This window comes from Komagataeibacter melomenusus, assembly GCF_013155395.1.
Classification (GTDB): domain Bacteria; phylum Pseudomonadota; class Alphaproteobacteria; order Acetobacterales; family Acetobacteraceae; genus Komagataeibacter; species Komagataeibacter melomenusus.
This window is the reverse complement of sequence record NZ_JABJWC010000018.1, coordinates 51,327-65,157: the sequence shown is the minus strand read 5'-3', so window position 1 is coordinate 65,157 and position 13,831 is coordinate 51,327. Positions and strand designations below refer to the sequence as shown.

At 67.6% G+C, this 13,831-nt stretch carries 13 protein-coding genes; 10 read left to right on the top strand and 3 right to left on the bottom strand.

Going from position 1 to position 13,831, the window contains the following annotated elements:
* From HNW77_RS08835 to HNW77_RS08795, 9 genes are all read left to right on the top strand, one after another.
* Positions 1–507, top strand: a 507-nt coding sequence (locus HNW77_RS08835; protein WP_172156998.1) for an aminotransferase class V-fold PLP-dependent enzyme, incomplete at its 5' end; no start/stop codon positions are given.
* Complete coding sequence (locus HNW77_RS08830; protein WP_172156996.1) at positions 504–1,745, top strand: cysteine desulfurase family protein; 1,242 nt, start codon at positions 504–506, stop codon at positions 1,743–1,745. The genes HNW77_RS08835 and HNW77_RS08830, both read left to right, overlap by 4 nt.
* Positions 1,717–2,031 (top strand): ferredoxin family 2Fe-2S iron-sulfur cluster binding protein, encoded by a 315-nt coding sequence (locus HNW77_RS08825; RefSeq protein WP_010515078.1) that lies wholly within the window; start codon positions 1,717–1,719, stop codon positions 2,029–2,031. The genes HNW77_RS08830 and HNW77_RS08825 overlap by 29 nt, the downstream gene beginning before the upstream one ends.
* Before the next feature lie 124 nt (positions 2,032–2,155).
* Positions 2,156–3,253, top strand: coding sequence for a tRNA 2-thiouridine(34) synthase MnmA (gene mnmA, locus HNW77_RS08820; protein ID WP_172156994.1), 1,098 nt, complete (start codon positions 2,156–2,158; stop codon positions 3,251–3,253).
* Positions 3,253–3,921, top strand: a complete 669-nt coding sequence (locus HNW77_RS08815; RefSeq protein WP_172157006.1) for a glutathione S-transferase family protein — start codon at positions 3,253–3,255, stop codon at positions 3,919–3,921. The genes mnmA and HNW77_RS08815 overlap by 1 nt, the downstream gene beginning before the upstream one ends.
* A gap of 14 nt (positions 3,922–3,935) precedes the next feature.
* Entirely contained in the window at positions 3,936–5,030 is a 1,095-nt protein-coding gene (locus tag HNW77_RS08810; protein WP_172157005.1) for a glycosyltransferase family 4 protein, read from the top strand.
* A gap of 100 nt (positions 5,031–5,130) precedes the next feature.
* A complete protein-coding gene (locus HNW77_RS08805; protein WP_172156992.1) occupies positions 5,131–6,132 on the top strand; it encodes a CobW family GTP-binding protein in 1,002 nt (333 codons plus the stop codon).
* A complete protein-coding gene (locus HNW77_RS08800) occupies positions 6,129–7,190 on the top strand; it encodes a WD40 repeat domain-containing protein (RefSeq protein WP_172156990.1) in 1,062 nt (353 codons plus the stop codon). Before HNW77_RS08805 ends, HNW77_RS08800 begins: the two co-directional genes overlap by 4 nt.
* A gap of 24 nt (positions 7,191–7,214) precedes the next feature.
* A complete protein-coding gene (locus HNW77_RS08795; RefSeq protein WP_172156988.1) occupies positions 7,215–8,252 on the top strand; it encodes a glycosyltransferase in 1,038 nt (345 codons plus the stop codon).
* Between the two features lie 79 nt (positions 8,253–8,331).
* Here HNW77_RS08795 and HNW77_RS08790 read toward each other — a convergent pair whose 3' ends face one another.
* From HNW77_RS08790 to HNW77_RS08780, 3 genes are all read right to left on the bottom strand, one after another.
* Complete coding sequence (locus tag HNW77_RS08790) at positions 8,332–9,663, bottom strand: chloride channel protein (RefSeq protein WP_172156986.1); 1,332 nt, start codon at positions 9,661–9,663, stop codon at positions 8,332–8,334.
* A gap of 176 nt (positions 9,664–9,839) precedes the next feature.
* Complete coding sequence (locus HNW77_RS08785) at positions 9,840–10,742, bottom strand: cation diffusion facilitator family transporter (RefSeq protein WP_172156984.1); 903 nt, start codon at positions 10,740–10,742, stop codon at positions 9,840–9,842.
* Positions 10,743–10,764: 22 nt separating this feature from the next.
* Positions 10,765–11,922: a cation diffusion facilitator family transporter gene (locus HNW77_RS08780; RefSeq protein ID WP_172156982.1), complete on the bottom strand. Its 1,158-nt coding sequence runs from the start codon at positions 11,920–11,922 to the stop codon at positions 10,765–10,767.
* A gap of 152 nt (positions 11,923–12,074) precedes the next feature.
* Between HNW77_RS08780 and HNW77_RS08775 the strand changes: the two genes are divergently transcribed.
* On the top strand, positions 12,075–13,760 hold the full coding sequence (locus HNW77_RS08775; RefSeq protein WP_172156980.1) for an NAD(P)/FAD-dependent oxidoreductase: 1,686 nt from the start codon (positions 12,075–12,077) through the stop codon (positions 13,758–13,760).
* Positions 13,761–13,831 lie beyond the last annotated feature (71 nt).

Sequence of the window (13,831 nt, the reverse complement as noted above, 5' to 3'; positions counted from 1 at the left end):
GGGCGGTTCCATGCCATCGCGCCGCTCCTGGCCGGGGGCGGGCAGGAACAGGGGCGGCGTGGCGGCACGCCAGCGCTGCCCGCCATTGCAGGCATGGCGGCGGCGGCACAGGTCGCGGTGAGGGATATGGCGGCGCAGGCCGCGCGGCTTGGCGCATGGCGCGACCGGATCGAGGCGGCCGCCGTGGCGGCAGGGGCCAGCGTGTGCGGGGCGGGGGCCGCGCGCCTGGCCAATACCACCAGCCTTATGCTGGCCGGACGGCGGGCACAGACCCAGCTTATCGCGCTGGACATGGCGGGCTATGGCGTTTCAGCCGGGTCGGCCTGCTCATCGGGCAAGGTGGCACGCTCGCATGTGCTCGAGGCGATGGGGCTGGGCGCGGGCGCGGGCTGCGCCATCCGCGTCTCGCTGCCATGGTCGGCGTGCGAGCACGATGTGCAGGGCTTCATCAACGCCTATGCGGCCATGGCAGGCCGCCTGCCCGCGCAGGCTGGAGCGGTGGCATGACCGGGCCGGACCTGATCTATCTCGACTATCAGGCCACCACGCCATGCGATCCGCGCGTTGTGGAGGAGATGATGCCGTGGTTTGCCAAAAGCTTCGCCAACCCCCACAGCCTTGACCACGCGGCAGGCCGCGCCGCGCATGATGCGGTGGAGCAGGCACGTGGCGAGGTTGCGGCCCTGCTCGGGGCCGAGGCGCGTGAGATCGTGTTCACCTCGGGTGCGACCGAGGCCAACAACCTTGCCATCAAGGGGGCCGTGCGGCACCTGATCGCGCGCGGCGATCCGCGCAGGCGGGTCATCACTGTGGCGACCGAACACAAATGCGTGCTGGAATCGGTGCGCGACCTGGCGCGTGAGGGCTGCGAGCCAGTCATCCTGCCCGTGCGGCCCGATGGCACGCTCGACCCGGACGTGCTGGCGGCAGCCCTTGAGGTGCCCACCCTGCTGACCTCGATCATGGCTGCCAATAACGAGACCGGCGTGCTGCACGACCTTGCCACGCTCGCCCCCATCGTGCGCCGGGCGGGCAGCCTGCTGCACAGCGATCTGGCGCAGGCGGCGGGCAAGGTGGAGGGTGATGTCAGGGCGTGGGATCTCGATCTGGCCTCCGTCTCGGCGCACAAGCTGTACGGGCCAAAGGGGGTGGGCGCGCTGTTCGTGCGGCGCAGGCCCCGCGTGCGGCTTGCCCCGCTGTTCTCGGGCGGGGGGCAGGAGCGGGGCCTGCGCTCGGGCACGCTGCCAGCCCCCCTGGTCATTGGCTTTGGCGCCGCCTGCCGCATTGCCCGCCTTGAGGGGGCAGCCGAGCGCGCCCGCATCGCATCGCTGCGTGACCGCATGCTGGCCGCCCTCATGGCGGGCTGCCCCGGGCTGCGGGTGCATGGCGGCATGGAAGGCAGGCTTGCGGCCAACCTGAACATAGGCTTCGAGGGGGTGCGGGCCCTTGACCTGCTGGCCGCCGCGCCAGAGCTGTGCCTGTCCACCGGCTCGGCGTGTTCCTCGGCTGAGGTGGTGCCGTCCTATGTGCTCAGCGCAATGGGGCTTGAGGCGGCACGGGCGGCGGAAGGCTTGCGTCTGGCGGTCGGACGCTATACCTCACCCGCCGAAGTGGATCGCGCGGCGGCGATCCTGTGCCGCGCGGTGGCACATTGCCGCGCGCAAGGCAGTGCTGCGCCCGATGTAACGGGCGCGGCGCACAGGCAGGATGGAAAAGATGGCGCATATAGTATTCATCGAGCGTGATGGCACCCGCCGCGAAGTCGCGGCCCCGCTGGGCCTGTCGGTTCTGGAAATCGCGCACAAGAACGGCATCGACCTTGAAGGCGCATGCGAAGGCTCACTGGCCTGCGCCACCTGCCATGTGGTGGTCGACCCCGAATGGGCGCCCAAGCTGACCCCGCCCACCGAGGACGAGGAAGACATGCTCGACCTCGCCTTCGGGCTGGAAAAGACCTCGCGCCTGGGCTGCCAGATCGTGATGACCGAAGCACTCGACGGCCTCGTGGTGCGCCTGCCCCGCACGTCCTGACCGGACGGCTCACGCCGTCCGCGTGGTTTTGGCGCGGGCGGGCAGGATGATGTTTGACGTGCGGTGCCCGGAGGCTGATAGTTCTCCGGGCATTGCCTGTTTAAGGGAAAGTGGAACCGAGCCCATGCGTATTCTTGTGGCCATGTCTGGCGGGGTGGACAGTTCCGTCGTTGCCGCGCGCCTCGTGGCCGAAGGGCACGAGGTCATTGGCGCGACCCTTCAGCTCTACGATTCCCGCGAGAGCAAGAAAAAGGGCGCGTGCTGCGCCGGGCGCGACATACACGACGCCCGCCGCGTGGCCGACAGGCTCGGCATTCCCCATTACGTCATCGATGCCGAACGCCGCTTCCATGACAGCGTGATCGACACCTTCGCCAATGCCTATGCCGCGGGCGAGACCCCGGTGCCGTGTGTTGCATGCAACCAGGGCGTGAAATTCACCGATCTTCTGGGCATGGCGCGCGAGCTTGGGGTCGATGCCATGGCCACCGGGCATTACGTGCGCCGGGTGGAAGGCCCCGATGGCGTTGAGATGCACCGCCCCGTTGATGAGGGGCGCGACCAGTCATGGTTCCTGTTTGCCACCACGCGCGACCAGCTTGCGTTCCTGCGCTTTCCGCTGGGCGACATGCCCGACAAGGCCGCCGTCCGCGCCGAGGCCGAGCGCTTTGGCCTCACCGTAGCTGCCAAGCCCGACAGCCAGGACCTGTGCTTCGTGACCGATGGCTCCTACGCCGCCCTGGTGGAAAAGCTGCGCCCCGACATAACCGGCGCGGGCGAAATCGTGGACCGCGCCGGCCAGGTGGTGGGCCAGCATGAAGGCGTGAGCCGCTACACCGTGGGCCAGAGCAAGCGGCTGGGCAATGCCGCCATGCTGGCGGGCGAGCGGCAGATGGTGGTGGGCATCGAGCCTGCCAGCCGCCGCGTGGTGATCGGCCCGCGCGCCCAGGCCGTGGCCCGCACGCTGGTGCTGCGTAACATGAACTGGCTGGTGCCGCAGCCGGGGCCGGACGGCCTGCGCTGCGCGGTGCAGATCCGCGCGCGCGAGGCGGCGCGCGGTGCCACCGTATGGGCGCTGCCCGATGGCGCGGCCCGTGTGGTGCTTGATGAGGGGGCCGTGCCCGCGCCGGGGCAGGCCTGCGTGATGTATGATGGCAGCCGGGTGCTGGGCGGCGGGTTCATCCGCCGGGTCGGGACCGAAGGCGAAGGAAAGGCGGCATGATGAACGACAGCATTCTGGTCATTGGCACGCGGCGGTATTCATCATGGTCGCTGCGCGGGTGGCTTGCGGTGCGCCTGGCCGGGCTTGACGTGCGCGAGCAGGTGATCCCGCTGGCCGATAATGGCGAGACGCCCGCCATCCGCACCATCTCGCCCAATGGCAAGGTGCCCTACCTTGAACACGACGGTGCTGCCGTGTGGGAGAGCCTGGCCATCTGCGAATACTGCGCCGAGCAGGCCCCCGGCCTGTGGCCGGTCGATGCGCGCGCGCGCGCCTATGCCCGCAGCATCGCCGCCGAGATGCATGCAGGCTTTCGCGCCGTGCGCGCCGCCATGCCCATGAATACCGGGCGCGAGAACCGCCCGCTGGCTGCGGGCACCACGGCGGATATCGATGCCGATATCGCGCGGATCGACGCGATCTGGACCGAGGCGCGGCTGGATTTTGGCAAGGATGGCCCTTTCCTGTTCGGGGAGAAATTCGGCATGGCGGATGCCATGTTCGCGCCCATCGTCTCGCGTTTCCTGTCCTACGGGGTCAGTCCCTCGCCGGAATCACGGGCCTACATGACCGCCGTGCGCGCGCACCCGCTCATGGAGGCATGGTACCAGCTCGCCGCCCAGGAGCCGAAGGAATGGCAGCAGGCGCGCTTTGAGGATATCGGCTGAGCCCGGTGGAGGGCCTGCCCTGGCGCGTGGCGGTGGTGCTGCCCGCGCGTGAAGGTTTCAGCACGGGGGCGGTGGGCGCCATCGGGCTGCAGGTCGCAGCCCTGGCTGGCCCCAATGATGTCATTATCGGCGCGCCGGTCGCAGGCCCCACGCTGCTGCCCGATCATGAATACCGCACGGTGCGCCCCGGCCTGTGGCCGCCGGGCAGCCGTAGCCACCGTTATGCCGCTGGCGTGCTGCGGATCGTGCATGACATCGCGCCCGCGGTGGTCGAGGTGCATAACCGCCCCGATACCGCGCTGCATATCGCGCGCAGCCGCCCCGGCCAGCATGTGCTGCTGGTGCTGCATAACGACCCGCAGGGCATGCGCGGGGCCGAGACGCCCACCCGCCGCGCGGACCTGCTGCGGTGGATGAACGTGGCCTGTGTATCCGGCTGGGTGCGCCAGCGCTTCCTCGAAGGCGTGCCCGCCACCGATGCGCAGTGGGTTGGCATCTCGCCCAATGGCGTGGCCATTCCCGCCACCGTGCCGCCCATGGCGGAGCGTGCGCAGCAGGTGCTGTTTGCCGGGCGCATGGTCGAGACCAAGGGCGCTGACCTGTTTGTTGCGGCCTGCGCCGAACTTGCCCCCGCTTATCGGGGCTGGCGCTTTGACATGATCGGGGCCGACCGGTTTCGCGCCGATGCGCCGGTAACGCCCTTCATGGCGGAACTGCTGCCCCGCGCGCAGGCGGCAGGCATCGGGCTTGAGGGCTACCGCCCGCATGCGGAGGTGCTGGCGGCGATGGCGCGCGCGGCCATCGTGGTGGTGCCCAGCCGCTGGCCCGAGCCCTTTGGCCTTGCAGCCCTTGAGGCCATGGCGGCGGGTGCGGCCCTTGTCGCCGCCCCTACTGGCGGCCTGCCCGAGGTGGTGGGCGATGGCGGTCTGCTGTGTGCGCCCCAGCCTCCATCAGACCTCGCGCAGGCCATTGCCCGGCTGATGGACGGCCCGGCCCTGCGCACTGGGCTGGCCGCGCGCGGGCGGGCGCAGGCGCTGCGCTTTGGCGTGGAGCATGCCCGTGCCTGCCGCGCCCACATGCGGGCCGAGGCCCTGCGCCGCCGCACCTGACGCCGCGTTTTGCGTTTTTATGCCGCCCGGGTATGGGAGAGGACGGTGCGCCGCCCTATATCTGGGCACACAAGGCTCATGCCCAAACACTGGAGGTTCCATGTCCGATACCGTTCAGGCCGTACCTGACGCCAAAGCTGCGAACACCCTCGTGCCGGTTACGGTGCTGACGGGCTTCCTCGGCGCAGGCAAGACCACGCTGCTCAACCATATCCTCACCGCAGAGCATGGCCGCAAATACGCGGTTGTGGTCAACGAGTTTGGCGAACTCGGCGTGGACAACGACCTCGTGGTCGATGCCGACGAGGAAGTGTTCGAGATGAACAACGGCTGCATCTGCTGCACCGTGCGCGGCGACCTGATCCGGATCCTTGGCAGCCTGATGAAGCGCCGCGCCAAATTCGATGGCATCATCGTCGAGACCACCGGCCTTGCCGATCCTGCCCCCGTGGCCCAGACCTTCTTTGTTGATGAAGATGTGCGCGGCAAGACCCGGCTCGATGCCGTGGTAACCGTGGTCGATGCCTACAACGTGCTCCAGACGCTGGAGGAAAGCCCGGAGGCGGTGAACCAGATCGCCTTTGCCGATGTGATCATCCTCAACAAGGTTGATCTGGTGGATGAGGCAGGGCTCGAGGCGATTGAAAAGCGCATCCGCTCGATCAATGCCGTCTGCCGCCTCCACCGCGCAAAGCGGGGCGACGTGCCGCTGTCCGACGTGCTCGACCAGGGCGGCTTCGACCTCCAGCGCGCGCTCGAGCATGCCCCCAACTTCCTTGAGGACACCAGCCATTCGCATGAGGCCGATGTCACCTCGATGTCGTTTGAAGTGGAGGAGCCGCTCGATGCCGCCAAGTTCCAGGCCTGGATCGGCGCCGTGCTGCAGGAGCAGGGGGCGGACATCCTGCGCGCCAAGGGCATCCTGAACTATGCGGGCGAGAACCAGCGCTTCGCCTTTCAGGCGGTGCACATGATGGCCGATGGCGGCTTTATCGGCCCGTGGAAGAAGGACGAGCCGCATGTCTCGCGCCTTGTCTTCATTGGCCGCAACCTCAACCGCCCGCAGCTTCGCCGTGGTTTTGAAAGCTGCCGTGCGAAATGAGCGGCACCATGAACGACACCCTGCCCCCCTCGCTGCTCGAACGCCGGGGTGCCCAGCGCCAGCTTGAAGGACAGATCACCGGCTGCGCCATTGCGCGTGACAGCCAGCAGGTTGCTTTTGCCACCGGCGAGGGCGACGTGATGGTGGCCGCCCGCGCCGACTGGGGCCGGTCGGATGCGTGGGATGTGCAGACCGTGCATGATGGCGCGGTGCTGTCCATCGCCCCCGATGCCGCCCCCACCGGCTTCCTGACCGGCGGCGATGACAACAGCCTGCGCCGTATTGCCGCCGATGGCAGCGTGAGCGAACTGGCAAAGGGGCGGCGCTGGATCGAGCACATCACCACCTGGGCGAATGACAAGGGCGGCGTGATCGCCTTTGCTTCAGGCAAGCAGGTTGAACTGCGTGATGCGCAGGGCCGCGACACGCTCAAGGTGCTCGAGCATCCTTCCACTGTCAGCGGCATCGTGTTTGACGCCAAGGGCAAGCGAATCGCGGCCTCGCACTATAATGGCGCGTCGATGTGGTTCGTGCAGGCCAAGGTGGACACGCCGCGCCAGCTTGAATGGAAGGGCAGCCATATCGGCATCGCCATCCACCCGGCGGGCGAGGCGCTGGTCACCTCCATGCAGGAATCGGAACTGCATGGCTGGCGGCTGTCCGATGGGCACAACATGCGCATGAGCGGCTACCCCACCAAGGTGCAGTCCATGGCCTTTACGCGCAATGGCAAGTGGCTGGTGACCAGCGGGGCGGATACCATCGTGATGTGGCCGTTCTTTGGTGGCGGCCCGATGGGCAAGCCCCCGGCGGAGGCTGGCGGCATTCCCGGTGTCATGTGCACCCGTGTCGCCTGCCACCCGGTGCATGACATCGTGGCCGCCGGCTTTGCCGATGGCGCGGTGCTGATGGTTGACACCAACGCCCAGCGCCTGCTGCCGGTCAGCATGGCGGGCGAGGGGGCGGTGACCGCGCTGGCCTTCAGCCCCGATGGCTGTGCGCTGGCCTTTGGCACGGAAGATGGCCGCGCCGCGGTAATCGACCTGTCGGCCAGATAACGCCGCAAGGGGGCGGAAAAACACATGCGGGTGCTGCATGTCATGGCGGCAAAAGGCAATGGCGGGGCGGAGCTTTATGCCACCGATGTCATGTGCAGCCTGCATGAGGCGGGGCTTGAACAGAGCATTGTCATGCACCCCGCAGCCCCGCGCGTGCCCGCCATGCGGGCGGCGGGGATGGATGTGGAGACCGCCCCGCTGCGCCTGCCGCTCCGCCCTGCCGCCCGCCATGCCCTGCGGCGGCTGATCGGGCGTATCCGGCCCGATATCATCCATTGCTGGCTGCGCCGTGCCGCCGAGATCGTGCCCGCGGGCACCGGGGTGCCGGTCATTGGCTGGTTCGGCAATTACAAGGACCTGCGTGCCTTCGCGCATTGCGACTGGTTCGTGGGCTGCACGGCGGATATGGCGGCCTCCATGGTGGCCCGTGGCGCGCCAGCGGACCGCGTGGCCTATATCCCCACGTTCCCATCCGTAAAACCGCAGCCGCCGGTATTGCGGCACGCACTTGATACGCCGCCCGATGCCCCGGTGCTGCTGGTGCTCTCGCGCCTGCACCCGGCCAAGGGGCTGGAAACCCTGCTTGACGCGCTGCCCGCCCTGCCGCGCTGCCATGTGTGGCTGGCAGGCGAGGGCGAACTGCGTGAAGCCCTTGGCGCGCAGGCGGCACGGCTGGGGGTGGCGGAGCGGGTGCATTTTCTGGGCTGGCGCTCGGACCGGGGGGCTTTGCTGGCGGCAGCGGATCTGTGCGTGTTGCCCTCGCGCTATGAGCCGTTTGGCACCGTGATCCTCGATGCCTGGTCAGCGGGCGTGCCGCTGGTGGCCTGTGCGGCCGACGGGCCGCGCGCGCATATCCGCAATGGCGAGAACGGCATGCTGGTGCCGATCGACGATGCCCCGGCCCTGGCCACTTCCATCCGCGCGGTGCTTGATGACCCGGCCCTGGCCGCGCGTATCGTGGCAGGCGGCACGCGTGATTACGAGGCAGGCTTTACCCCGCAGGCGGTAACCACCCAATGGCTGGCCTTTTACGACCGGGTGCAACGGACCCAAAACGGATAAAAGTTTTTGGGTGCCGCCTTTTTTCAAAAAGGCGGCGTCTTTCGAAGCTTTTTGAAAAAAGCTTCACCAAAAACTTCTGTTATTTTACAGCCGCTTTGACTGCGGGCGGGGGTTTTGGGGCAGAGGCCATGCCATCAAGAAATGCCTCGGCCAGGGCGGCGTAGAGCGGCTGCGAACAGATCATGCGCGATACGCCATAGGCCAGGAACGACGTGGCCAGCAGTGCCAGCGTGACCTGCTGGTTGTCACACATTTCCATGACAATGACCGAGGCCGTCAGCGGTGACTGCACCACGGCGGAGAAATAGGCCACCGTGCCCAGCAGCACCACGGCACCCGGCGTGGTGTGCGGCAGGAACTGCGCCACCCACCCGCCAAACCCCGCCCCGATGGCCAGCGAGGGCGCAAACAGCCCGCCCGGAATGCCCGAGCAGTAGGAAATGATGGTGGCGATGAATTTGAGGATGAAGAACGAGGCGGGATAATGCGTCCGCCCATCAATGATTTCATGCGCCTGATAATAGCCGGTGCCATAGGTGATCCCGCCCGAGGCAATGCCCAGTATGGCCAGCAAAAGCCCGCACACGGCGGCAAAGGCCACCGGCCGCCCCTTGGCAAAGCGCCCCAGCCCGCCGGGCAGGCCACGCGTGGCCCGGATGAGAATGGCCGAGAACACGCCCCCGCCAATACCGCCCAGAATGCCGCAGGTCGGCACCGCGATCCAGCTTATGCCAATGGGCACGACCACATCGGTGTGGCCGAAATAGCTGTAATTGCCCACGAGTGCTATGGCCGTCACACCCGACAGGATCACGCCGGTGAGCATGGTGCCGCTGGTGCGCTGCTCAAACGAGTGGCTGAGTTCCTCGATGGCGAACACGATGCCCGCCAGCGGCGTGTTGAACGCAGCCGATACGCCTGACGCGCCGCCCGCCAGGATCAGCCCGCGCCGCATGCTGATGGTGGACAGGTTGAGCCACCGCCCGCACGCATGCATGATGGCCGCACCGATCTGCACGCTCGGCCCCTCGCGCCCGATGGAAGCCCCCGCCACCAGCCCCAGCGAGGTCAGCACGATCTTGCCCGCCGCCACCCGCAGCGACAGCAGCCGGTCGACAATGGTGAAATTTTCAAGGTGCAGCGTGGCAATGGTCTGCGGTATGCCGCTGCCCTGCGCGCCACGGAACCACGTGCGCGTGAGCCACGTTGAAAGCGCAAGGCCGCCCGGCGTCAGCACCAGCATCAGCCACGGGTTGAACGCGATGATGTGCGTGCGCAGGCTTGCCGCCGCATCGGCCGCCATGGCAAAGCCCACCGCCACCACGCCCACCACCACGGCCGCCGCCCAGCACGCGAGCTTGCGCCGCCACTGCTCGGTGGTGATCCGCGCGGAACGGCGCAGGTGGCGCATGTGTTTCCGGCGTATCTCGGTAAGGTCGGTTCGCATGCCCGGTAACGTACTTTCAGCAACAGCCCTGAAACAGGTAAAACCGGGTTCAGGCCGTCCGGTTTCGCGGCAGGGATGGTATTTATCGCAGGTCAGGCGGTCATCGGCACACTATCTGCCCCGTCCGCCCCGTCGCCAGGTCAGGGCAGCACCAGCACGCCGGTATGCTTGGCCTTGCGCTCGGGTTCGACATGGATGTTGATCAGCGCATCGCCCAGCCCCGCGCGCAGGCCCTCTTCCACCCGGTCGCATATATGGTGGGCTTCCTCTACGCTCATGGCACCGGGCACGACAAGATGAAACTCGATAAACGTCATGGCACCCACGATGCGCGCGCGGATGTCATGCGCCTCCATCGCGCCGGTGGCGGTGTGCGAGATGATGGAGCGGATCTCGCCCAGCGTTTCGGAGTTGGGGGCCTCGTCCATCAGCCCGGCGATGGATGTGCGCATCATCTCCCACCCCGTGCGCAGCACGTTGACCGCAATCAGGGCGGCGAGCAGCGGGTCGAGCCACAGAAAGCCGGTGAGCGGGATCAGCACGAACCCCGTGATCAGCACCGCCGATGTCCAGACATCGGACAGGACATGATGCCCGCTGGCCACCAGCGCGGGTGAATGGCGCGCGCGCCCCAGCCGCAGCAGGAACAGCCCCCACACCAGGTTGAGCACGCCCGCGCCGCCATTGAGCGCAATGCCCAGCCACGAATCCTGCGGCGCATGCATGTGCCGGAAGCCGATCCACGCCTCATGCGCGATGGTGATGGCGGTAATGACCACCAGCACCCCTTCGGCCACGGCCGAGAGGTATTCGGCCTTGTAGTGGCCATAGGTGTGGTTGTGGTCGGGCGGCAGGCTGGCCACCCGCAGTGCCCACAGCCCGGCCACGGCGGAGACCACGTTGATGATGGTCTCGATGGCATCGGAATACAGCGCGATGCTGTCGGTCACCCGCCATGCGGCATATTTCATGCCCAAGGCGATGAGGCTGACGGCAACGCTGCACCAGGCGGCGCGGATCTTCGGGTCGGTGCTGGAAGACATGCTGAACGGGGTGTCCTTGCGATCAGACGGAGTGGGCTTCGGCCAGAATGCAGTGGTCGGCATCGGTCAGGGTTTCAATCTGCAAGGTGGGGTGAACAATGCCAAAGCGGGCCTGAAGCTCGCTGGCAGCGCGGTTCAGCAGGCCATCAGGCGCGTGGCCCTGCTCGTCCGCCGCGCGCACGAGGTGAACGGTCAGCGCGGTTTCGGTGGTGCTGATGGGCCAGATATGCAGGTCATGCAGGTCGCACACGCCGGGCAACGTGCGCAAAAAGGCATCGACGGCGGCGGGGTCGATGCCGCGCGGCACGCGGTCGAGCGCCATGTCCAGCGAATCGCGCAGCAGCGACCATGTGGCCACGATGATGGACAGCGACACCACAAGGCAGATGACGGGGTCAACGCGCAGCCAGCCGGTGAGCAGGATCAGCCCGCCCCCCGCCACCACGGCCAGCGCCATCACCGCGTCGGATGCCATGTGCAGGAACGCGCCATGCAGGTTGAGGTCCTTTTTGCCGCCACTGGCAAACAGCAGCGCGGTCGCGCCGTTCACCACGATGCCGATTCCCGCCACCACCATCACCGCAACGCCTGCTACCGGATGCGGGTGGACCAGCCGCAGCACGGCCTCCCACATGATGCCGCCGGTCACCACCAGCAGGGCCACCGCATTGCCCAGCGCTGCGAGGATGGAAGAGCGCCGCCACCCGTAGGTGAAATTGGCGGTCGGCGCGCGGCGCGAGAGCACCTCGGCCAGCCATGCCGCCCCGAGGGCCAGCACGTCGGACAGGTTATGCCCCGCATCGGCCAGCAGCGAGAGCGCATGGCTGCGCACGCCCCACACCGCCTCGCCCACCACATAGACAAGGTTGAGCGCGATGCCGATGGCAAACGCCCGGCCATAGGAGGCCGGCGTGTGCACATGGTGGTGGCCAAACAGCCCGCCATGCCCGTGATCGTGCCCGCAGCCGCCATCATGCTCATCGGCGGCGTGGTCATGCGCATGGTCATGCCCGCCGTCATGGCCCGCATCCGGCCCACAGGCGGCAGGGCCGTGGTGCGCATGGTCGCCCTGCGCGTGGTCGTGGCCGGTGCAGGCCGTGCCGTGCGCGGGTGGGGGAGCGGCGTGGTCATGGGAGTGGTCATGGCCATCCGCGCCATGGTTGTGCTGGCATTCGCCCATGGGGCCTTAAGTCCATATTGATCGGGAGGGGCAGGGTATCGCCGCCTTCCTAGCAGAAGGTTGCGGCGCGTCACCAGCATTTAGCACATTCCTGTGCGCTACCCCGGCGTGATATGGCTCCCGCACTGTCACCAGCCACGGAAAACCCGCCCATGATCCGACTGACCGAACTGCGCCTGCCCATCGCGCATGACGAAGCCGCACTGGAACAGGCGGTGGCCGGGCGGCTGGGTGTGGCGCGGGCGGATATCGAGGCCATCACCATCTTCCGCCGTGGCCATGACGCGCGCCACCGGCACCGCATGATGCTGGTCTATACCGTGGACTGCACCGTGCGCGACGAGGCCGCCGTGCTCGCCGCCCACCCGGGCGCGCGCAACATCATGCCCACGCCTGATACCACCTACCGCCTTGCGGTGGAGGATGGCCCGGCCCTTGCCGCCCGGCCCGGTTTTGCGCGCCCGGTGGTGATCGGGGCGGGGCCGTGCGGGCTGATGGCAGCGCTCGTGCTGGCGCAGATGGGCCTGCGCCCCGTGGTGCTCGAGCGCGGCAAGGTGGTGCGCGAGCGCACGGTCGATACTTTTGCCCTGTGGCGCAAATCCATCCTCAACCCTGAAAGCAACGTGCAGTTTGGCGAAGGGGGGGCAGGCACCTTCTCCGATGGCAAGCTGTACAGCCAGGTCAGCGATCCGCGCCATTATGGCCGCAAGGTGCTGGCTGAATTCGTGCGCGCGGGCGCGCCGCCCGAGATCGAATACCTCTCGCGCCCGCATATCGGCACGTTCCGCCTGGTGTCGATGGTCGAGCATATCCGTGCCGAGATCGAGGCGCTGGGCGGTGAATACCGCTTTGGCGCGCATGTGACCGAATTCGTGACCGGCGATGACGGCACAGGGGGCCAGCGCATCCGCGCGCTGCGCCTGGCGGATGGCGATGAGATCACGGCAAGCCACGTGGTGCTGGCTATCGGCCATAGCGCGCGTGACACCTTTGGCGCGCTGCATGACGCAGGCGTTGCCATGGTGGCCAAGCCGTTTTCCATCGGAGTGCGCATCGAGCACCCGCAATCGGTCATCAACACCGCCCGCTATGGCCAGCCCGAGGCCGTGCCGCTGCTGGGGGCGGCGGATTACAGGCTGGTGCACCATGCCAGCAATGGCCGCGCGGTCTATTCCTTCTGCATGTGCCCCGGCGGCACGGTGGTGGCCGCCACATCCGAGGTGGGGCAGGTGGTGACCAACGGCATGAGCCAGTATTCCCGCGCCGAGCGCAATGCCAATGCCGGGCTGGTCGTCGGCGTGACGCCGGAGCGTGATTACCCCGGCGGGCCGCTTGCGGGCATCGCCTTCCAGCGCGAGTGGGAGCGCCGCGCGTTCGCCGCCGGTGGCGGGGCCTATTTCGCGCCCGCGCAGACGGTGGGTGACTTCCTTGATGGCGTGGCCTCCACCACGCTCGGCGCTGTCGTGCCATCCTACCGCCCTGGCGTGACACCGACCGACCTTGCAACCTGCCTGCCGGATTTTGCCATCGAGGCCATGCGTGAGGCCCTGCCGCATTTTGACAGCAAGCTGGCAGGGTTCTCCATGCGGGATGCGGTGATGACGGGGGTGGAGACGCGCACATCCTCGCCGCTGCGCATTCCGCGCGGGGTGGACGGGCAGGGCGTGAACCTGCGCGGGCTGTTCCCGGCGGGCGAGGGGGCGGGTTATGCCGGGGGCATTCTCTCGGCAGGCATTGATGGCATCCGCATTGCCGAGGCAGTGGCCCTGTCGCTGGCGGGGCGGGATGTGGAGCAGGCGCTGCACCGGGGCATGACCCATGCCACGGAGGCGCAGTAAAGCCTTAAAAAAGTAAAAGTTTTTGGGTGCCGCCTTTTTTCAAAAAGGCGGCGTTCTTCGAAGCTTTTTGA